The following is a 20,655-nucleotide window of genomic DNA, read 5'->3' on the forward strand; positions in this document are numbered from 1 at the left end:
CGGCGGGCCTGGTACGCTCCGCCCAATTCCCGAAAGGATAAGGCATGACCACCTCTCTCGACCTTGCCGGGCGTGTCGCCCTCGTCACCGGCGCCTCGCGCGGCATCGGCTACTTCATTGCCAGGGAACTGGCCGCGGCAGGGGCTCATGTCATTGCCGTGGCGCGCACAGTGGGCGGGCTCGAGGAACTCGACGACGAGATCAAGGCCGCCGGCGGTCAGGCGACCCTCGCACCGCTCGACCTCACCGACATGGCCGGGATCGATCGCCTGGGCGGCGCGATCCACGAGCGCTGGGGCAAACTCGACGTCATGGTGGCAAATGCCGCGATCCTCGGCGTGATTGCGCCGATCGGCCATGTCGAGGCGAAGGTGTTCGACAAGGTGATGGCCATCAACGTGACGGCGACCTGGCGGCTGATCCGTTCCGTGGACCCGCTGCTGCGGCTGTCGGATGCCGGTCGCGCCATCGTGATCTCGTCGGGCGCGGCGCATTCGGCGCGCGCCTTCTGGGCCCCCTATGCGGCCTCCAAGGCCGCCGTCGAAGCGCTCGCCCGATCCTGGGCTGAAGAAACGAGGAATTTTCCGTTGCGTGTCAACGCGGTCGATCCCGGTGCGACACGCACGGCCATGCGCGCCCAGGCAGTGCCTGGCGAAGATCCGCAGACCCTTCCGCATCCTTCGGAGATCGCCGCCAGGATCGTTCGGCTGGCAAGCCCCGCTCTCGCGGAGACCGGCCTGATCTTTGACGCCAGGCGAGAACGCTTCACCGCCTATCGCATGCCTGAGTAGGCGGGCGCCTCGCCCGCCCCGGCATCGGCCCCCAGTTCCGTCGGTGCGTCCGCCGATCCAACCAGGCTTCGGAAAAAAGCATCCCACGGCTCTCCGACAAACCTTCAGCATGAGAAGCGGCTGAGCAGGTGAAGCGTCTGCGAATCCTGCAAGCCAGCTTAGCGTCCGGGTTTCAAGCTGCGCATCCACACGATCAGTTCGGACTGGCGCGAGGTGCCCGTCTTGCGGAAGATCGACTTCAGTTGCTGCCGCGCCGTCCCCTCGGCGATCCCCAGTTCGGCGGCCGCCTGGCGCAGCGAAATCCCGCGGTTGAGCGCCAGCGCCACTTTGATCTCAGCCGGCGTCAGGTTGAACGCAGCGGTCGCCCGTTCCAGGTCGGGCGGCCGAGTACCCTGAGCCGGTTCGATCAGTATCGCCACGGTCGGCCCCTCGAAAAAGCTGGCGATCGGATCCTTGTTCAATCTGACGAGCGTGATCTTGCGCATCTTCCCGGACGCGGCGACGACATGGGAATGAACGCGGGGGCCTTCGGCCAGTCGGTCGACCATCTGCTGCAGCGCCCTGGCCGCATCCTGGTCGGTCAGCGCAACGCGCCCGGTCGGCGTAATGCCGATCCCCTCGCCTCCATCGATATGACGAACCGCCGCGGCGGAAACGGACTTGACGGTCATTCCTTCGCCTACGACGACAAGGCCGATGTCCGTTTCCTCGAACAAGTGATCGCCGACGTCGGACAGGGCTTTCTGGAACGGCCCTGTCTGGTAATAACGAAAGGCCCGCCTCAGATGCGGCGCAAGCCGGGTCAACGTCTCGGCCGCTGCCATGTTCTGATTCGGGTCGGCGCGGTCGGTCAGCGTGCTCAACAGCAGGGAGCGGCCGCTCTCGCGCACGATCGTGACGCCCACCGCCGCCTCGGCGCCGATCGATCGCATGAAATCGCCATAAAACTCCGTTCGCACCAGATCCCCGCGGTCGAGCATCTGCTCGGAAACGACACCCAACCCGATCGGCCTTACCGAGGCCTTTGCCATCCAGGGATTGATGCGTGAATAGTGCTGGGCATAGGCCAGCAAAGCCTCCTCGCTGAGACCGGACGTCAAGGAGAGATCGCCCCTGTTGCGGACCGAATCATGAAAGAAAAAGACCGTCTTGCCGCCGGGCAGTCTAGCGCTCAAGCGATCCAGAAAGTCGTTCCAATCGGCCTCGCCGAGCAGGGATGCATAGACGAGGTCGATGAGGTCGTCGTCGCGATCGTCCTCAGTGCCGCTTATTTCCCGCCCCTCTCCGCTGATCATGGTGCCATCGCCCGGGCCGCATAGCCGACCGGTCGTTATTTTATGTAATCATCATCGATATTGCCGGGAATTCCAGCCGAGTTCCATTTGTACGATTGTATGAGGCGCCGCTACGTCACCTTCACGACTTCCGCACGGAGTCGTGATTGGTCGCCCCGCTGCCCACGGTCATAGGCTCGCTCCGGCGGGATCAGCTTCAGGGAGGAACCTCAATGAGGACGAACTTTTTTCTTGCGGCCGGCATGGTGTGTGCCCTGACCGTCGCTGCGAATGCGCAGAACCAGGAGATGAGTTTCTTCATCACCAGCCAGGGCCCCGGCAACGGCGCCAATCTCGGTGGACTGGCCGGGGCCGACGCGCATTGCCAGAGCCTGGCCCAGGCAGCCGGTTCAAGCGGCAAGACCTGGCGTGCCTATCTGTCGACGAGCGACGCCAATGCCCGAGACCGGATCGGCTCCGGTCCCTGGTACAACGCCAAGGGCGAGAAGATCGCTGGCGACGTTGCCTCGCTCCATTCCGACAGCAACGGTATCACCAAGCAGACCGGGCTCGACGAGAAGGGCCAGGTCGTCAACGGCCGGGGCGACCAGCCGAACCGGCACGACATCCTTACCGGCTCGATGCCGGACGGGACGGCCGCACCGCAGACCTGCGAAAACTGGACCAGTACCGGCGACGGCAGCGCCATGGTCGGTCACCATGACCGCATGGGCCTCGACGATTCGGCGGCCGCGAAGTCGTGGAACTCGTCGCACCCTTCGCGCGGATGCGGCCAGGAAGCCTTGCGCGGCACCGGCGGCGACGGGCTGCTCTACTGCTTCGCCACCAACTGACCGCAGTGCCACTTCGGACTGCGTCGGCAGGATCCCGGCGACAATCCGCGTCTGCCCCAACGCAATCTCCACCCTGGGCGTAGCGCGGCCTCAAGCCGCGCGCGATAGCAGGCTGTCGGCATCATCGCCGCACCCGGGATCCTACCGATGTCCGCAGTTCCCATTCCCGAGACCCGGGACCATGTCCTTGCGGGCATCATGCTTACCAGCGTCGCCTATTTCGTATTCACCTTGCATGATGCGGTGGTGAAGCTTCTGGTGGCCTCCACCCCCGTCTGGCAGATCCTGTTCTTCCGCAGCGTCACGATCCTTATCGGCTGCCTCATCCTCGGCGGGCGACCGCTCTGCGTCGAAGCCGCGCGATCGCCCGTCATGAAGCCCATGTTCCTGCGATCCTTCCTTATCCTGGTGGCCTGGCTCTGCTACTACACGGCCGCGCGTTACCTCCAGCTCGCCGAGCTCACCACAATCTACTACGCCGCGCCCGTGATGGTGACGGCGATGTCGGTGTTCGTGCTCAAGGAGCAGGTACCTCCGGTGCGCTGGGCGGCTGTCTTCATCGGCTTCGCGGGCGTATACCTCGCCTGTGATCCGGCGACGCTCGGGCTCTCGATTCCGGTCCTGCTGGTGCTTGCAGCGGCCTTCATGTGGGGCCTGTCGATCGTGCTTCTCAGGAAGATCGCGCTGCAGGAGAAGACCATCGTCCAGATGGTCCTCAACAATTCCTTCTTCCTGGTCACGGCCGGCGTGCCGCTGGTCTATCTCTGGCACACGCCCGATCTGCTCGAAATCCTGTTGCTGCTCGGCGCCGGAACGCTGGCCGGCATCGCCCAGTTCACGCTGTTCGAAGGCATGAAGCGCGCTGAGGCTTCGATCGTCGCCACATTCGAATATACCGGGCTCGTCTGGGCGTTCCTGCTCGGTTACCTGATCTGGGCGGACATTCCCCGACACGAGGTCTTCCTGGGTGCCTCGCTCATCATCGGCGCCGGACTGCTGATGATCGCGGGCGAGCATTTCCGCAAACGCCCGACACCGGAAAAATAATCCATCCGCGCGGGAACCATCCGAAGGGCCGCGCGTTACGGGGGCTGGACGGGTCGTCCCCCCACCCCCCTTACCCCCTCAGACCCGTCCCTTCACTTGGGCCGGTCCGTAAGGGCCGGCTTCTTCTTTTCGATGTTGCCCCGGTCGCCTGACGACGGCATTGTCGTCGGCGGTTTCAGGGGAGAACCCAACAGAAACGCAAGGGGCAGAAGAGCGATGACGGTCGCCGCGATCCTTTGGGAGAGGCTGGACGTGGAAGGCCACGATACCTGCCGTCTGTCGAAACTGGCAGATGGCTGGAGGCTCGACGGCCGCGCAGTGTTCCGCGAGGGTGGCCGGCCCTGCAGCCTGAGCTACGAGGTCACATGCGACACCGGCTGGCGAACCCGCTCGGCACTGGTCACCGGCTCGCTCGGCGCGCAGGATCTCCGCTTCGAGATCGCCCCCTCCGGCAGTGGCGGATGGAGCCTGAACGGCATTGAGCAGTTGCGCCTCGCCGGGCTCATCGACGTCGACCTGGGGTTCACGCCGGCGACCAACCTCCTGCCGCTCAACCGCCATGCGCTGGCCGTCGGCGACGGAACAAGGCCTTCACCGGCCGTCTATCTCGAATTTCCCGAAGCGCGGCTCGACTACCTGGAGCAGACCTATGAGCGGCTCGGCGAGACCCGCTACCGCTACACATCTCCAGCCTACGGCTATGACGAGACGCTCGAAGTTTCCGACTTCGGCTTCGTAACGGACTATCCCGGGCTGTGGCAAGGCAAACTCTGGCTTCCCGACTGACACCCTCGTCGTATGGCTTCGGGGCCAGGCTGCGTGCCGGTCACGCAAACTCGCATTGACCTTCGGGCTACTTCCGTTACCCTTTCGATCGAAGCGATCAAATCAAGAATCGCGAAAGTGGTAGGCAGGGAGGTGCGGCATGATCCTGATCGTCGCTCTGCTCCTCGGTGTGGTGGCCGCCTATCTGGTGATCGCCGCCGTCGAGATGCTGCGGCTCGGCATCGGCTTTCGGCAAGCGCTTTTTTATGTGCCGTTCAAGCTCGCATACCCTATCGCCGACCGCCGGATCCGGATCGCGCGCGAAGCCAAGCCACCTGTCATCTATGCGATCGTCCATCAGTCCCGCATCGATCCGGCGCTCATGCTTGCGCTTCTGCCGCAGGACACGCTCCATATCCTCGATCCCGAATCTGCAGCGGCAGGCTGGCTGGAACCGTGGCGGGAGCTCGCCCGCACGATCGCCTTCAATGCCGAGCATGTGTTCGTCAGCCGCCGGCTGGTGCGACATCTCAGGGGCAAGGGACGACTGGCGGTCTACTTCCCCGACGCTGTAGAGCCGGACATGAAGGCGTTTCGTCTCTACCGGGCGGTGGCGCGGATCGCGACCAAGGCAGATGCACGGATCGTCCCGATTTTCATCGGTGGAGCACGCCACCTGCCCTTCTCCTTCACACCGGCGGAGAAGGCGCCGCGCCACTGGTTCCCGCGCCTTACGCCCGTCGCGCTCGAGCCCGTCAGCCTCGCTGAACTGGTAGAAAGGCCAGACGGCCAGCAGACGACCGCCGCCAACGCCCTTTTCGATCGGACCGCCGACGCACGCCTGGCCGCGACGGACTCCTTCCGCAGTCTGTTTCTGGCCATACGTGACGCCGCTTTCCGGTTCGGTGCTGGCAGGATCGTCGTCGAGGACGCCGTCGCTGGCGCCCTCACCTATAAGCGGCTCTTCATCGAGGCGCGTCTGATCGGCCAACGCATCACCTCCGCCTCGGCGCCTGGCGAAGCGATCGGGGTGATGCTGCCCAACGCCAACGCCCTGGTCGCGTCACTCGTCGGCCTCTTTTCCGCCAGTCGCGTCGCCGCGGTCATCAACTACACGGCCGGCCCGGCAAACGTGACGGCGGCGGTCCGCACGGCGCACATCCGAACCGTCGTCTCGTCGCGCGCCTTCGTCCAGAAGGCCGGGCTCGCCGACATCGTCGAAGCCGCCGAACAGGGCGGCGCGAAGTTCGTCTGGCTCGAGGACGTCAGCACGAGTGCCACAATGGCGGAAAAGCTCGGAGCGGCCTTACTGTGGCGCCGGCCGCTCGCGGCGCAGGACGCCGCCAAGCCTGCCGTCATCCTCTTCACCTCAGGCACCGAAGGCACGCCGAAAGCGGTGGTGCTTTCCCACCGCAACCTCGTCGCCAATGCGATGCAGGCCGAGGCACGCATCGCCTTCTCGCCGCGCGATACTCTTCTCAACGTGCTGCCGGCTTTCCATTCCTTCGGCCTCACCGGCGGCACGCTTCTTCCGCTCCTGACCGGCGTCAGACTCTTCCTTTACCCGTCCCCGCTCCACTACAAGCTCATTCCGGGCATCGCCGCCAAGGTTCGCCCGACGGTCCTGTTCGGCACCGACACCTTCCTGGCGGGGTATGCGCGGACGGCCGACGACAACGATTTCTCGAGCCTCAGGCTGGTGGTCGCCGGCGCCGAGCCGGTGCGCCAAGAGACGCGGCGCACCTGGCGCGAGCGTTTCGGAGCGGAGATCGTCGAAGGTTATGGGCTCACGGAAGCGGCTCCGGTCGTAGCGGTCAACACGGCGATCCACAATCGCGACGGCACGGTGGGACGCCTGCTGCCCGGTATGCAGCTCAGGGTGGAGCCGGTCGAGGGAATAGCCGAGGGCGGGCGGCTCTGGATCACCGGGCCCAACGTGATGATCGGCTACATGACGGCCGACGCGCCGGGCGAGATCCAGCCTGTCGACGCGGCGTGGTACGACACCGGAGACATCGTGTCGACCGATCGCGAGGGCTTCATCACCATCAAGGGACGCGTACGACGCTTCGCCAAGGTCGCCGGCGAGATGGTGTCGCTCGGCGCCGTGGAGATGCTCGCCCAGGCCCTCTGGCCCGAGGATCGGCACGCCGTCGTCGCGGTGCCCGACCGGCGTCGCGGCGAACGGATCGTTCTTGTCACGACCGCCGAGGAGGCCGCGCCCGAAGCACTCGTCCAGCACGGGCGAAATGTCGGCGCCAACGCCCTGATGGTTCCCCAGGACATCGTGAAGGTCGACGAGGTTCCTTTGCTCGGCTCGGGCAAGACCGACTATCCCTCTGCCCGGCGCCTCGCGGTCGAAAGGCTCGGTCTCGACAAGGCGGCGTAGAGGGCCGCGCCTGGTGCTTCATGCCAATGACCGATGCCATCGACCGCTGGAGCGCGACTGCGAAGCCCGCAATACGCAGCATCCGCGCTCATTGGACGTGTCCGCATCCAGTGCCGTTGGCATCAATCGGACTTGGTGCCGTCCTCCGTGTCGGCGTCGGGAACGACCTTTTCAGTCCCTTTCTCAGCCTCCTGCCGAGCCTTGCGGGCATAGGCGCCCGCGCTGAAGGGCAGGAAGACCAGATAGGCGGCCACCGAAGCCGTCAGCGTGTACCAGGGATAGGCCGACAGAAGAAGGACGTAAGCCACCACGCCGAAGATCAGCGGCATCACCATGTCGCGGCGCACGCGCAGCCCTAGCTTCTTGCCGGAATAGACCGGCACCCGGCTGATCAGCAGGATTGCGATGAGGATCGTGTAGCCGACGCCGGCAAAGGCGAAGCCCGGACCGGGCTCGACGCCGAGAAAACCGAGATAGGCCGGCAGCATGACGAGTGCGGCTCCCGCCGGTGCCGGCACCCCGACAAAATAGTCGGCCTGCCAGGCCGGGCGTTCCTCGTCGCCCAGAAGCACGTTGAAGCGCGCGAGCCGCAATCCGCAGGCGATCGCGAAGAGCAGCGCCGCGATCCAGCCCGGCGAACCGGCCTGGTCGAGCAAGTAGGCATAAAGAACGAGTGCCGGCGCGACACCGAAATTGACGATGTCGGCGAGCGAATCCATCTCGGCCCCGAATTTCGAGGATGCCTTCAGCGCGCGCGCCACGCGCCCGTCGATACCGTCGAGGAAGGCGGCGATGAGGACCATGACCACGGCCGTCTGGAAACGACCCTCGAACGCCATGCGCACACCGGTCAGGCCCGCGCAGATGGCCAACACCGTGATGAGGTTCGGGATGATCAGCCGGAGCGGTATCTCGTGGATGCGCGGACCGCCCTGGCCATGCGGCTGGAAGGGCTTGAAACCTTGGGTTGCCATGGACCTAGGAGATCCGGACCAGCGGCGCCGCGGCATTGCCGCCGAACTCGGCGATCACCGTTTCCCCACCCACCGCGGTCTGGCCGATGGCGACGCGCGGCGCAGCCTGTGCCGGCAGGAACACGTCGACTCGCGAGCCGAAGCGGATGAGGCCGAAACGCTCGCCGACGCCGATATTGCTGCCGGCGTCGGCCCAGCAGACGATCCGGCGCGCCACAAGCCCGGCGATCTGGACCGCCGCGATCGTGCCGTTCGGACTGTCGATGACGAGGCCGTTGCGCTCGTTCTCGGCGCTTGCCTTGTCAAGCTCGGCATTCAGGAACTTGCCCGGCCGATGCTCGATCCTGGTGATGCGGCCGCGAACCGGCGCGCGGTTCACATGGCAGGAGAAGACATTCATGAAGATCGAGATGCGGGTCATCTCGCCCGAGCCCATGCCGAGTTCGCGCGGCGGCACGGCCGGCCCTACCGCCGACACCACGCCGTCCGCCGGGCTGATGACCAGGCGGTCGTCGACCGGGGTGACCCGCTCGGGATCGCGGAAGAAATAGACGCACCAGGCCGTGAGGATGAGCCCGATCCAGAACAGCGTGTAGGACAGCAGCGCCAGCACCAGCGTCGCCGCAGCAAAGGCCGCGATGAATGGATAGCCCTCGCGATGGATCGGCACGAAGGCGTTGCGGATCGTGTCGGCTATGCTCATGGCCGGCTCCATTTCGAATTCGCGCCTGCTTAACCGATATGACTGCCCGCCGCAACGCGCCGTCGTCCCGGACCGGCGCTCCGCGACCCATGCCAATAGGCCTGATTGCCGACACATTCAGGCGCCGCGGGTGCTGACCATCCAGGTGGCCCCAGCCGCGCACGGCCCATTCGGCCGCTTGGCATTCGCGCCACCAGGGTGGGCCACGCCGTTGTGTTCGACGCTCGATCTTATCGGCCGTTGACGTCAGACCTCGGCCGTGCGGCGGCGCACCACCACGCCGAGCTCGTCGGCCTCGCGCGCAACCCTCAGGCGCTCCTCCGCCTCCGTCGCCTCGCGCTGCCGGTCCCACATGGCCGCATAGAGCCCCTTCTGGCGCAACAGGCTCTGATGTGTGCCGCGCTCGGCGATCACACCCTCCCGCAGCACGATGATCTCATCGGCACCGATCACGGTGGACAATCTGTGGGCAATGACGATCGTCGTGCGTCCACGACTGACCAGGTCCAGGGCGGTCTGAATCTCCTGCTCGGTGTGCGTGTCCAGCGCCGAGGTGGCCTCGTCGAGGACCAGGATCGGCGGCGCCTTCAGGATGGTGCGCGCAATCGCCACGCGCTGCTTCTCGCCGCCCGAAAGCTTCAGCCCGCGTTCGCCCACCATCGACTTGTAGCCCTCGGGCAGCTTCTCGATGAAACCGGAGATTTGGGCTAGTTCCGATGCCCTGCGCATATCCGTCTCGTCGGCGTCCGGCCGACCATAGCGAATGTTGTAGGCGATGGTGTCGTTGAACAGCACCGTATCCTGCGGGACCATGCCGATTGCCGTGCGCAGGCTGTGCTGCGTGACCTCGCGTATGTCCTGGCCGTCGACCAGGATCGCCCCCTTCTGCGTGTCGTAGAAGCGGAACAGGAGCCGCGAGATTGTGGACTTTCCGGCGCCCGACGGCCCGACGATGGCGATCGTCTTGCCCGCCGGAATGCTGAATGAGACGCCCTTGAGGATCGGCCGCTCCGGATCGTAGGCGAAATGCACGTCGCGGAACTCCACCGTGCCCTGGATCACGCTCAGCGGTTTGGCATCCGGCCGGTCGGTCACTTCCTGCGGGACATCTAGCAGGTCGAACATCTGCTCGATGTCGGTGAGCGCCTGGCGGATCTCACGATAGATGAAACCGATGAAGTTTAGCGGCACCGAGAGCTGCATCAGCATGGCGTTAATGAAGACGAAGTCGCCGACGGTCTGGGTTCCGGCCTGCACCTCCAGTGCGGACATGACCATCATGACGGTCATGCCGATGCCGAAGATGAGGCCCTGGCCGAAGTTCAGCCAGCCGAGCGACGTCCAGGTCTTGGTCGCCGCGATCTCGTAGCGCGCCATCGACCGGTCGAAGCGCTCGGCCTCCATGCGTTCGTTGTTGAAGTATTTTACCGTTTCGAAGTTGAGCAGGGAATCGATGGCTTTGGTGTTGGCATCGGTATCGGAATCGTTCATCTCGCGCCGGATCGAGATGCGCCAGTCGCTCGCCCGAACGGTGAACCAGGTGTAGACCCATACCGTCGTCGCCACGACCAAGACATAGAGCCAGCCATAGGCCACCGCGAAGATCGCGGCGGTCAGCACGAATTCCAGCACGGTCGGCGCAGTATTGAGGATGGTGAAGCGTACGATCGTCTCGATGCCCTTGGTGCCGCGCTCTATGATCCGCGACAGGCCGCCGGTGCGCCGCTCGAGATGGAAGCGCAGGGACAGATCATGCATATGGACGAAGGTCTTGTAGGCGAGTTGGCGGACCGCATGCTGCCCGACCCGGGCAAACAGCGCGTCGCGGAGCTGATTGAGCCCCCATTGCACAAGGCGCACGACATTATAGGCGATGACGAGCATGACCGGCGCCAGCAGAAACGCCGGCAGCGGCGGGGTTGTCTTGCCGTCATGCGCCAGGGCGTCGGTCGCCCATTTGAAGAAATAGGGCACGATGACGAGGATGATCTTCGCGGCGATCAGGAAGAAGGTTGCCCAGACCACCCGCGCCTTCAGGTCGGCACGATCCGCCGGCCACATATAGGGCCAGAGATTGACGACGGTCTTGAGGGTCGAGCCGGAGTCGGCTGAGACGGTCTTTGCCACGCGGCGTTTCCTCGGATTCTTATTGCTCTTCCGGGCTGCCGTCCGTCCCGGACCGCCCGCAGTTCCATTGCCCGGAACAGCAGGAATCGAGCAGCCCCGCGATCGCCCTCGACAATACCGCCACCGCCTCCCGGTCGACCGCATAGAGCGAGCGCTGGCGGTCGACCGCGTGACGCACCAGCCCGGCGGAGACCAGCACCTTCAAATGCTGGGAAACGGTCGACTGTGCGAGGTCGAGGGACTCGACAACCTCCTTGCAGCAGCAGCCATCCGAGGCGGAGAGCCGCCGCAGAATCTCGATACGGGCCGGATGCGACAATGCGCCGAGCTTGACCGCAAGCCGGTCAGCACCCGGTTCTTCGGGTTGGGGTGAGGTTGCTGCCTGCTCCATCGTCCATCGCCGATATACGATGAACGATGGAGATGCAACTGGTTATTGGGCCTTGGGAACGGCCGTTGCCGCCGTGTCGGCCGCTCCCGGCTTCGACGTCATCTGCTCGCCCATCGCTTTCATGTCGGCGGCCTCGCCTTCCTCGGTCTTGTGGGGCACCGAGAAGACCTGGCCCGGCCATATGCGGTCGGGATTGGAGATCTGGTCCTGATTGGCGAGATAGATGGTGGAATAACGCACGCCGCGACCGTAGACGCGCCGGGAGATGCGCCACAGCGTATCGCCACGACGGATGATGACGGCACTTTCGACGGCCTGGAGCTTGGGAGCCGTCACGTCGGGCGGATTGGCCGCGATTTCTGTGGCGGCCTTGCGCTGCTCCGCGGAGGCGACCGCCGGTTCGGACGGCGTATTTGCCGGTTTTTCGCCGGCCTGCGCGTCAGGTTTTTCGGGAGCGGCTGCTTTTTCAGGAACAGCCGCGGGGGCGGCGGGCTCGGGCGAAGCGGATTGCGCCGGTGCGGGCGAGGCCACCGCGGCGATCGCCTCGCCGGGCTCGCGTTCGAACGGCACTGCGGCACGGGCAACGATCTGCAGACCGTCGGCGCCGAGCACATCGGCACGGATGATATAGCTGCCGACCGGAAGGTCGCGCTCCGCCTCGACCAGGAAACGGCCATTGGCGTCGGTCTTCGCCTCCCCAAGCAGGATCTCGTCGGCATAGACACGAACCCTCTGGCCCGGCTGTGCCATGCCGGCGACAAACACCTTCTTTCCTTCGATCTCGACGGCCTGGACGGCGATCAACGGCTTGGCAGGCGCGGTCGTCGCTGCCGGTTCGGCGGGTTTCGGAGCGGCCGGTTCGGCTTCCACAGGCGACTGAACTGCGGCCGGAGGCTGCGCAGGTTCGGTGGCGGCAGCCGGAGCCGGCCCGGCGGGCGCAGGTTGCGGCGTCGTGATGATCTGGGAAGGCTTGCCGGGTTGCTCGACCATGGCCAGTACCGGACCGCCTGGCGCCTTCGGGATCGACACGACCGCGGTCTCGGCCGAGGGGACGGCGGCTCCCGCCGGGGGTGTCGCGCGCAAGGTGAGCTGATAGTCCCCAGGCGCCAGGGGCTTGTCGAGCACGATAGCAAAATCGCCGCTGGCATCGGCCTTTGCGCCACCGATGACGCCGCCACCGGCCTGAAGGTCGACCTGCGCCTCGGGCGCGGCCTTGCCCGCGATCACCACCGACCCGTCGGGCTCCACCCGGACGATGTCGAAGGACGGCACGGCCGGCCCTTGCGAGTCGGGGGGAGCGGGAGCCGCCGCCTCGAGCGCCGGCGCGACTGTTCCGGCAGACGGCATCGCGGGCTCGGCGCCGGGAAGGCGCTCGGCTTTCGGGGCTGCGGCGTCCGGCTGCGTTCCCGGTAGTGCGGCGACCACGGCCGGGGGCGGAACAAGAAGAGAATCCAACGCTCCCGATACATAGGCCGCCCCCGCGACGGCGGCCGCGCCGCCCGCCAGGAACAGGATCGCCTTGAGCGGATTAACGACCATCTACCTTTTTCGCCCCTTTAGCCAACTTCCATCGGTCTATCCCCTTTTCCGGAAACCGACAAGAAACCCAACAAGGGCTCTTGACCCCGGAAAAAGATGAACTCAGATGGACCAATCCGCTACAGTCACGTAGGCAGAGCTCGTCCAGTTGCATGAACACGATACGATCCATCTGCGTCTATTGCGGCTCCTCGCCCGGCCGTGACGACATCTATATCCGGTCCGGGCAGGAACTCGGGCGGTCCATCGCCGGCGCCGGGCTCCGTCTCGTCTATGGCGGCGGCACGAAGGGCATCATGGGCGCGGTTTCGGACAGCGCCATCCGGGCCGGCGGCAAGGTGACCGGCATTATCCCGCGTTTCCTCATGAGCAAGGAAGCGACCGAATCCGCCCTGGGACGCCTCGACGAACTCGTCGTCACCGAGAACATGCACGAGCGCAAGCATATGATGTTCGAGAAATCCGACGCTTTCGTGGCCTTGCCGGGCGGCATCGGAACGGTCGAGGAGATCGTCGAGATCATGACCTGGGGGCAGCTCGGCCATCATCGCAAGCCGATCGTCTTCGTCAATGTCCGCGGCTTCTGGGATCCGATGCTGGCGCTGCTCGACCACATGCGGGAGGCCGGCTTCATCCACAGCGGCCATCTGGTGGATCCGCTGGTCATCGACGAGCCGGGGGCGGTCGTCGCCGCCGTCCTGGCCGAAGCCGTGGCCGACGGCGTGCCTTCGAGCGGTGTGGCCACCGTCATCGACAAATTGTGACGGCGGCCGCGATCAAGCCGCCTTGAGCCCGCGCAGCATCGTCCAGCTATAGATCGCCAGGGCCACCCAGATCAGCCCGAAAGCGACTGCGCGCACGCCGCCGAAGGGCTCGCCGAACACGAAGACCGCGATCAGAAGCACAATCGAGGGGCCGATATACTGCATGATCCCGATGGTCGAGAAACGCAGCAGCTTGGCGCCGAACGCATAAAGCAGCAGCGGGATGGACGTGATCGGACCGCAGAGCATCAGCAGCACCATGTCGCCCGGCGCCGAGGCGACGAAATGGCTCTCGCCGTTGAACTGCAGCCAGGCGATATAGCCAAGCGCCGGCAGGCAAAGGATCAGCACTTCGAGGAAGAATCCCTGGCTCGGACCGATCGGCAACGTCTTCCTCAGGAAGCCGTAGACGGCGAAGGATAGCGCCAGAGCCAGCGAAACCCATGGCAGGCCGCCGGCATAAACGGTCATGATGACGACCGCCAGCGCCGCCAGCCCGACCGCCAGCACCTGCGGACGGCTCAGCCGCTCCCCGAGAAGCATCGCGCCCATGAGCACGCTGACCAGCGGGTTGATGTAATAGCCCAGCGCCGTCTCGACCGCCCGGTCGACGGCGATCGCCCAGACATAGATGCCCCAGTTGAAGGTGATCAGCGACGCTGTCACTGCGGCCATCAGCAGCGTCCGACCGGAGCGCAGCGCTGCCTTGAGGTCGGCGGTGCGTCCGAGCAGCAGGAGCACCAGCCCGGCGATCGGCACCGACCAGATGATGCGGTGGGCGACCACCTCGGTGGCGGGAATATGCGCCACCGCCTTCATGAAGATCGGCTGGACGCCCCAGAAAGTATAGGCGCCGAGAGCGAAGAAGAAGCCGCGCGTTGCCGCTTGCGCGTCATGTTCCGATAAGGTCTGGACAGTCATGCGGCTCCTATGCGCCCGCCGCGCGCCGAGCACCACACAAAATTTGTGATGGTTCAGCGCAATCCGGTTGATGGCTCAACGAGTTTACCTGCCCAGGCTGATGGCCCAGGCAGGCGGAAGCCTCAGGCCTGCCCGGATGCCGCGATTATCCCGGCACGCCGGTTCGGGTCCGTGATGCGTATCCGGTCGCCACGTTTCGCCGTCACGACCAGTCCCGATTGCGCCGGAACGAGATAGTGCTTGGCGTCGGTCATTCCGCCGCCACCAGCCCCGCCATCTCGCGGTTCTTCATCAGCTTGTAGACGATCGAATCCATCAGCGCCTGGAACGAGGCATCGATGATGTTGTCGGAGACGCCGACCGTCGACCAGCGCGCGCCGGTCGAATCGTGCGATTCGATCAGGACCCGGGTCACCGCCTCGGTGCCGCCGTTGAGGATACGCACCTTGTAGTCGACCAGCGTCAGGTCGCCGATCTCGTTCTGGAATTTGCCCAGATCCTTGCGCAGCGCGATATCGAGCGCGTTGACGGGGCCATGGCCTTCGGCGACCGACATCTTCTCCTCGCCGTCGACGAGCACCTTCACGATCGCTTCGGATACGGTCTTCAAATGCCCGTTGGCGTCGAAGCGTCGCTCGACCATGCAGCGGAACGAGGTGACGCGGAAGAATTCGGGCACGGTGTGCAGCATCCGGCGCGCCAGGAGCTCGAAGCTCGCATCCGCCCCCTCATAGGCATAACCTTCGGCCTCGCGCTCCTTGACCAGCGCGATCAACGCGTCGAGCCGGCGGTCGTCGCGTGGCACGTCGATGCCGCGACGCTTCAGCTCAGCGATGAAGTTCGCCTTGCCGCCCTGGTCCGACACCATCACCTTGCGCCGGTTGCCTACGGTTTCGGGCGGAACATGCTCGTAGGTCCTGGGTTCTTTGATCAGCGCCGACGCATGGATGCCCGCCTTGGTGGCGAAGGCGGACGAACCGACATAGGGTGCTTGCTGTTCCGGGGCCCGGTTCAGCAATTCGTCGAAGGCACGCGACAGGCGCGAGATGCCGGCCAGTGCGTCGAGCGACACCCCTGTCTCGAAACGATCGGCAAAGGCCGGCTTCAACAGAAGCGTCGGCACGACCGTCACGAGGTTGGCATTGCCGCAACGCTCGCCGATGCCGTTCAGCGTCCCCTGGATCTGCCGCACCCCGGCTTCCACCGCGGCCAGCGAGTTGGCCACCGCCTGGCCGGTGTCGTCATGGGCATGGATGCCGAGATGGTCGCCCGGTATGCCTGCCGCAATGACCTTCTCGACGATCGCGCTGATCTCGGAAGGCTGGGTCCCGCCATTGGTGTCGCACAGCACCACCCAGCGCGCGCCGGAGGCATAGGCGGCCTCGGCGCAGGCGAGTGCGTAGCCCGGATTGGCCTTGAAGCCATCGAAGAAATGCTCGCAGTCGACCAGCGCCTCCTTGCCGGAGGCGCGCACCGCCTCGACCGAGGCGCCGATGGCGTCGAGGTTCTCCTGCTCGGTGCAGCCGAGCGCGACGTGGACATGATAGTCCCAGCTCTTGGCGACAAAGCAGACGGCATCCGACTTGGCCTGGATGAGCGCAGCAAGGCCAGGGTCGTTCGAAGCTGACACCCCGACGCGCTTGGTCATCCCAAAGGCGACGAAACGGGCGGCAGCCGTCCGCTTCTCGCTGAAGAAGGCGGTATCGGTCGGGTTGGCGCCAGGATAGCCGCCCTCGACATAGTCGAGGCCGAACTCGTCGAGCAGTCTGGCGACGGCGATCTTGTCCTCGACCGAGAAGTCGATGCCTGGCGTCTGCTGGCCGTCGCGCAGCGTGGTGTCGAAAAGATAGAGACGTTCGCGTTTCATGGCATGGGCAATGTTGGAACACTTCCTCTGGATTGCATCAGTTCTTGCCTCAGAACCTGTCCGTCGCGCGGATGAGCCGATCGAGGATCCCCGGCTCGGAACAGGCGTGACCGGCCCCCTCGATCGGATGTAGCCCGGAGCCGGGACATGCCTTGTGCAGTTCCCAAGCGTAGCAAGCCGGGCACGACTGCCGCCCACTCATAGTTTCAAGCCTTGTGCCGGCCATTGTGCCGTATCGCGATCGGGATGCTGGAAGGAGATGATCGTCTCCTGCCTGGTGTAATAGTCGGGATCGTCATGCACCGGCACTTCAAAGATCTTCTCCACCCATGGCAGGCGCGCGGCATAGTTGACCTGGATCTGCGGCGCCAGGTCGGAGCGGTCGTCGAAAGCGCCGATCGCGATCTCTAGGCCACCCGGGTGGCGATAGGTCAGCGGCGTCCCGCAGCGCGGGCAGAAGCCGCGATCGATATTGACCGAGGACTGGAAATAGGTCGGCTCTTCGCGCGGCCACTCGACGCCTCCCGTCGGCGCGGTCACCAGCGCCGAAAAGAACGAGCCGAACTGCTTCTGGCACATCCTGCAGTGGCAGATCGAAGGCCGGCCGAGCGCGCCCTGGATGCGAAAGCGCACGGCGCCGCACTGGCAGCCGCCGGTTCGAATGGTCTCGGTCATGATTTCTCCTCGGGCGGCCAGGTTTCGGTGTCGTGGTCGGGATGCTGGTAGGAGACGAGATCGGCAAGGAACGGCGCCGAGGTGATGTCGGCCATGGTTTCTTCGCCGGGCAGTTCATATATGCGGTCCACATAGGGAAGCTTCGCCTCGACGCCCCACTGGATGACCGGTGCGATCGTCTCGGGATGGTCGAAAGATGCAATGGCCATCGCGATCCCGTCCGGCGCTTCGTAGCACAGCGGCGTGCCGCAGTCGCCGCAGAAGCCACGCCAGGCATGGTTGGACGAGCGGAACTTCCTGGGCTCTCCCCGGGTCCAACTGAGCTTAGCTCCGCGCACCGAGACGAGCGGCAAGTAGAAATTTCCGCTTGCCTTCTGGCACATGCGGCAGTGGCAGATCGAGGCGTCGCCCAGGGCGCCTTCGATGTGGAACCGCACCGCTCCGCATTGGCAGCCGCCCGAATAGACCGGCTTGTTGTCGAGGCTCATCGTCGTCTCCCCCTCACTCCGATGCGTGACAGACGGCTTCGACATTGTTGCCGTCGGGATCGAAGACGAAGGCGCCATAGTAGTTGGCGTGGTAGTGCGGGCGCAGCCCCGGCGCGCCGTTGTCCTTGCCGCCGGCCGCGAGTGCGGCCGCGTGGAAGGCATCGACCTCGGCACGGCTCCGCGCCGTGAATGCGTAGTGGCGGCCGGGGCCGGTCGGCGTCGCCTCATGCAGCCAGAACACCGGCCGGTCGCGGCCATAGCCACCGACCTTGACGCCACCGGTGTACTCGGCCGGAACCATGTAGAGCAGCGAAGCGCCGAGCGGCGCCATCGCCTTGTCGTAAAAGGCCTTGGAAGCTTCGAAGTCGGAAACGCTGATGCCGAGGTGATCGATCATGCTGCTGCCTCCTTACCAGGGCCGGGCTCATCGCGCCCGGCCGAAACCACGACATGTTGGCACACACCGGCAACATCGCGAAGAACGTCGTCGTTCCAGAAACGCAGGACGGTCCAACCGAGAGACTGAAGCTTTGCGTCGCGGATTCGGTCCGCTTCGGCCTGCCCTGCTTCCCCGTGATGAGAGCCGTCGATCTCGATAACGAGCTTTTTCTCCGGGCAGGCAAAATCGACGATGTACCCTGATATCGGCAACTGCCGCCTGAAGCCGAGCCCCATCAGCCGGTGAGCGCGGATTTCATTCCAGAGCTTTAGCTCTGCTTCTGTCATGGATTTGCGCATTTTTCGCGCGAGACGTCGGTGGGTATCGGGGACGGACGCGTGGTTCATGAAACCGATCCCCGCTTCTCGTGTCGGCGAGGTCCGTTACCCCCCTCTGCCCTGCCGGGCATCTCCCCCTCAAGGGGGGAGATTGGCCGGCCGCAATGCCCGCCCTCACTGTAGGCAAGCTGCAAATAGCACCAGCGTTTCCAATGAGAGCTGGCGATAGCCACAGCCAATCTCCCCCCTTGAGGGGGAGATGCCCGGCAGGGCAGAGGGGGGTGAACCACCGCCAATGTCACCGCTTCATCTCCCAGGTCGTCACCCGCGCACCGGTTGTGGGATCCTTGCCGTCCTTCAGCTGGATGCCCTGCGCCAGAAGCTCGTCGCGCACGCGGTCGGCGGCCGGCCAGTCCTTCGCGGCGATATGGGCCAGCCGCGTCGCGATCTGCGCCTCGATCGCCTGACGATCGACGCCGGCATTCGCCGACTTGCCGGCGGTCCAGGCACTCTCGGTCTGGCCGAGCAGGCCGAGCAGCGCGGCACTGCGTTTGAGGGCCTGCTTCGCGCCGAGTGATCCCTTCGAAGCTTCGGCGCGCAATTCGTGCAAACCCGCGATCGCCTTCGACGTGTTGAGGTCGTCGAGCAGCGCATCGACCGTTTCGGCGCATGACACGTCGCCGGCATCGACGTCCCCGACGGCGCGATACCAGCCATCCAGCGTCCGCTCGGCTTCCATGAGCGCGTTGGCCGTAAAGTCGATTGGCTGCCGGTAATGCGTCGTCAGCATGGCGAGCCGCAGCACCTCCCCCGGCCACCGGCGGCCGCCGAACGTATCGGTGCGCAGCAACTCGTTGATGGTGACGAAATTGCCGAGGCTCTTCGACATCTTCTGGCCCTCGACCTGCAGGAAGCCGTTGTGCATCCAGACATTGGCCATGCGCTCGGAACCGAAGGCGCAGCAGGACTGTGCGATCTCGTTCTCGTGGTGCGGAAAGACGAGATCGATGCCGCCGGCATGAATGTCGAAGGTGTTCTTCAGGGGATCATCGCATTGCAGGCCGCCGCCGAAGGGTTCGAGCAGCTTGGCCATCGACATGGCCGAGCACTCGATGTGCCAGCCCGGCCGACCGTCAACCTCTATGCCGGCAGGCGACGGCCATCCAGGCTCTCCGGGCCTGGACGGCTTCCACAGCACGAAATCCATCTCGTCGCGCTTGTAGGAGGCGACGTCGACACGTGCCCCGGCCAGCATCTCGTCGAGCGATCGTTTGGCGAGTGCCCCATAACGCGGCCCGGACCGCCTGTTCATTTCGGAAGGCGAGAACAGCACATGGTCCTCGGCGACATAGGCCACACCGCGCGCGACCAGCCGCTCGATCATCGCCCGCATCTCGGCGATATGCTCCGTTGCGCGCGGTTCGTGCGTGGGCGGCAGGCAGTTCAGCGCCGCGACGTCCTCGTGGAACTGCCGCGCGGTCTTCTCAGTCACCTGCCGGATCGCCTCGTTCAGCGGCAGGCCCGGAAAGTCACGCGCGGCGCGCGCGTTGATCTTGTCGTCGACGTCGGTGATGTTGCGGACATAGGTCACGTGGTCCGCGCCGTAGAGGTGCCGCAAGAGGCGGAACAGCACGTCGAAGACGATCACCGGTCGGGCATTGCCGATATGGGCGAAGTCGTAGACCGTCGGGCCGCAGACATAGAGCCGGACATTGCGGACGTCGATCGGGGCGAAGTCCTCCTTCGCGCGCGTCAGCGTATTGTAGAGCCGCAGTCCCGTGGATGCTTCCGACATATGTTCTCCAAGCCCTCGTGCAGCCCTGCGCCTCGGGACGCATGACTCCTGTGGAAACCTTTCGCGGCGCACCGCTGGCCGGGGCGTTTGCTTGTCTTTTCTTGAAAGAGGGCGAAAACGTCCGGACCAGCGAGAGCGCTAGCCGATAATGCAAATGCCGGGAATGGCAAAAAACGTTTTCATGGCCGGCTTTATCGCTCTACGCCGGGCAGTGCGTCAAGCCGCAATTTCACAGCCGCAATTTCACTGGCCCCGTCTCGGGGGAACCTATCGGCTAAGATTTTATTAAACATATCTGTACGAACGAAACGGGACGAAGATGAAGATATCGGTCCGATGTCACGATTTGGTCGAAATCGATCACCATCTGCACTCCCATGACCCAGACTTACCTTAGGGAAGAGACAATGACTCGCACCAAAAGCGAAGCAGAACGAGCCCGCAGCCAGTACGCCGCCCTCACCAAGCACTATCGCGCGATCGGCCCGGCAGCGATCGTGGCCGCGCTGCTGCACACTAAGAAGCGCAAGCCGAACAAGGCGGCCTGACGCCAAGCCATAGCCCCGCTTTTGAC

21 protein-coding genes and 1 pseudogene are annotated in these 20,655 nt (G+C 64.9%); 7 read left to right on the plus strand and 15 right to left on the minus strand.

Annotated features, from left to right (window positions below):
• The first annotated feature begins 44 nt into the window (after positions 1 to 44).
• A complete protein-coding gene (locus tag JN302_RS27895) occupies positions 45 to 791 on the plus strand; it encodes an SDR family NAD(P)-dependent oxidoreductase (RefSeq protein WP_202329881.1) in 747 nt (248 codons plus the stop codon).
• Between the two features lie 158 nt (positions 792 to 949).
• On the opposite strand, the gene JN302_RS27900 is transcribed toward JN302_RS27895, so the two are convergent.
• Positions 950 to 2,086, minus strand: coding sequence for a helix-turn-helix transcriptional regulator (locus JN302_RS27900; RefSeq protein ID WP_202329882.1), 1,137 nt, complete (start codon positions 2,084 to 2,086; stop codon positions 950 to 952).
• A gap of 212 nt (positions 2,087 to 2,298) precedes the next feature.
• On the opposite strand from JN302_RS27900, the gene JN302_RS27905 reads away from it, so the two are divergent.
• The 4 genes from JN302_RS27905 (at position 2,299) to JN302_RS27920 (ending at position 7,120) form a co-directional block, all read left to right on the plus strand.
• Entirely contained in the window at positions 2,299 to 2,919 is a 621-nt protein-coding gene (locus JN302_RS27905; protein ID WP_202329883.1) for a hypothetical protein, read from the plus strand.
• A gap of 147 nt (positions 2,920 to 3,066) precedes the next feature.
• Complete coding sequence (locus JN302_RS27910) at positions 3,067 to 3,966, plus strand: DMT family transporter (protein WP_202329884.1); 900 nt, start codon at positions 3,067 to 3,069, stop codon at positions 3,964 to 3,966.
• A gap of 216 nt (positions 3,967 to 4,182) precedes the next feature.
• Positions 4,183 to 4,752 carry a putative glycolipid-binding domain-containing protein gene (locus JN302_RS27915; RefSeq protein ID WP_202307387.1) on the plus strand — a complete coding sequence of 190 codons (570 nt, stop codon included), beginning with the start codon at positions 4,183 to 4,185 and terminating at the stop codon, positions 4,750 to 4,752.
• A 139-nt stretch (positions 4,753 to 4,891) separates the two neighbouring features.
• Positions 4,892 to 7,120, plus strand: coding sequence for an AMP-binding protein (locus JN302_RS27920; protein WP_202329885.1), 2,229 nt, complete (start codon positions 4,892 to 4,894; stop codon positions 7,118 to 7,120).
• A 122-nt stretch (positions 7,121 to 7,242) separates the two neighbouring features.
• On the opposite strand, the gene pssA is transcribed toward JN302_RS27920, so the two are convergent.
• The 5 genes from pssA to JN302_RS27945 form a co-directional block, all read right to left on the minus strand.
• Positions 7,243 to 8,094 (minus strand): CDP-diacylglycerol--serine O-phosphatidyltransferase, encoded by an 852-nt coding sequence (pssA, locus tag JN302_RS27925; protein ID WP_202307389.1) that lies wholly within the window; start codon positions 8,092 to 8,094, stop codon positions 7,243 to 7,245.
• A gap of 4 nt (positions 8,095 to 8,098) precedes the next feature.
• Positions 8,099 to 8,797 carry a phosphatidylserine decarboxylase gene (locus JN302_RS27930; protein WP_202307390.1) on the minus strand — a complete coding sequence of 233 codons (699 nt, stop codon included), beginning with the start codon at positions 8,795 to 8,797 and terminating at the stop codon, positions 8,099 to 8,101.
• 246 nt (positions 8,798 to 9,043) lie between these two features.
• Positions 9,044 to 10,924, minus strand: coding sequence for an ABCB family ABC transporter ATP-binding protein/permease (locus JN302_RS27935; RefSeq protein WP_202334598.1), 1,881 nt, complete (start codon positions 10,922 to 10,924; stop codon positions 9,044 to 9,046).
• A 19-nt stretch (positions 10,925 to 10,943) separates the two neighbouring features.
• On the minus strand, positions 10,944 to 11,315 hold the full coding sequence (locus JN302_RS27940) for an ArsR/SmtB family transcription factor (RefSeq protein WP_202329886.1): 372 nt from the start codon (positions 11,313 to 11,315) through the stop codon (positions 10,944 to 10,946).
• Positions 11,316 to 11,357: 42 nt separating this feature from the next.
• Positions 11,358 to 12,854, minus strand: coding sequence for an Ig-like domain-containing protein (locus JN302_RS27945; protein WP_202329887.1), 1,497 nt, complete (start codon positions 12,852 to 12,854; stop codon positions 11,358 to 11,360).
• 152 nt (positions 12,855 to 13,006) lie between these two features.
• Here JN302_RS27945 and JN302_RS27950 point away from each other — a divergent pair, with 152 nt between their 5' ends.
• Positions 13,007 to 13,618 (plus strand): LOG family protein, encoded by a 612-nt coding sequence (locus JN302_RS27950; RefSeq protein ID WP_202307393.1) that lies wholly within the window; start codon positions 13,007 to 13,009, stop codon positions 13,616 to 13,618.
• Positions 13,619 to 13,630: 12 nt separating this feature from the next.
• Here JN302_RS27950 and rarD read toward each other — a convergent pair whose 3' ends face one another.
• From rarD to cysS, 9 genes and pseudogenes are all read right to left on the minus strand, one after another.
• Positions 13,631 to 14,539, minus strand: coding sequence for an EamA family transporter RarD (gene rarD / locus JN302_RS27955; protein WP_202329888.1), 909 nt, complete (start codon positions 14,537 to 14,539; stop codon positions 13,631 to 13,633).
• 122 nt (positions 14,540 to 14,661) lie between these two features.
• Positions 14,662 to 14,793, minus strand: coding sequence for an urea carboxylase-associated family protein (locus JN302_RS39275; RefSeq protein WP_244742209.1), 132 nt, complete (start codon positions 14,791 to 14,793; stop codon positions 14,662 to 14,664).
• Positions 14,790 to 16,406, minus strand: coding sequence for a citramalate synthase (gene cimA / locus JN302_RS27960; protein ID WP_202329889.1), 1,617 nt, complete (start codon positions 16,404 to 16,406; stop codon positions 14,790 to 14,792). Before cimA ends, JN302_RS39275 begins: the two co-directional genes overlap by 4 nt.
• 49 nt (positions 16,407 to 16,455) lie before the next feature.
• Positions 16,456 to 16,590, minus strand: a pseudogene (locus tag JN302_RS27965) (prolyl aminopeptidase); the annotation flags it as partial.
• 14 nt (positions 16,591 to 16,604) lie between these two features.
• Positions 16,605 to 17,081 (minus strand): GFA family protein, encoded by a 477-nt coding sequence (locus JN302_RS27970; protein ID WP_202329890.1) that lies wholly within the window; start codon positions 17,079 to 17,081, stop codon positions 16,605 to 16,607.
• Positions 17,078 to 17,569, minus strand: a complete 492-nt coding sequence (locus JN302_RS27975; RefSeq protein WP_202329891.1) for a GFA family protein — start codon at positions 17,567 to 17,569, stop codon at positions 17,078 to 17,080. The genes JN302_RS27970 and JN302_RS27975 overlap by 4 nt, the downstream gene beginning before the upstream one ends.
• A gap of 13 nt (positions 17,570 to 17,582) precedes the next feature.
• Entirely contained in the window at positions 17,583 to 17,966 is a 384-nt protein-coding gene (locus JN302_RS27980; protein WP_202329892.1) for a VOC family protein, read from the minus strand.
• A complete protein-coding gene (locus JN302_RS27985) occupies positions 17,963 to 18,355 on the minus strand; it encodes an endonuclease domain-containing protein (protein ID WP_202329893.1) in 393 nt (130 codons plus the stop codon). The genes JN302_RS27980 and JN302_RS27985 overlap by 4 nt, the downstream gene beginning before the upstream one ends.
• Before the next feature lie 229 nt (positions 18,356 to 18,584).
• Entirely contained in the window at positions 18,585 to 20,081 is a 1,497-nt protein-coding gene (cysS, locus tag JN302_RS27990; protein ID WP_202329894.1) for a cysteine--tRNA ligase, read from the minus strand.
• Between the two features lie 407 nt (positions 20,082 to 20,488).
• Between cysS and JN302_RS27995 the strand changes: the two genes are divergently transcribed.
• Positions 20,489 to 20,629 (plus strand): transcriptional regulator, encoded by a 141-nt coding sequence (locus JN302_RS27995; RefSeq protein WP_202307408.1) that lies wholly within the window; start codon positions 20,489 to 20,491, stop codon positions 20,627 to 20,629.
• The last annotated feature ends 26 nt before the right edge of the window (positions 20,630 to 20,655 follow it).

This window comes from Mesorhizobium sp. L-8-3 (assembly GCF_016756615.1).
Lineage (GTDB): Bacteria > Pseudomonadota > Alphaproteobacteria > Rhizobiales > Rhizobiaceae.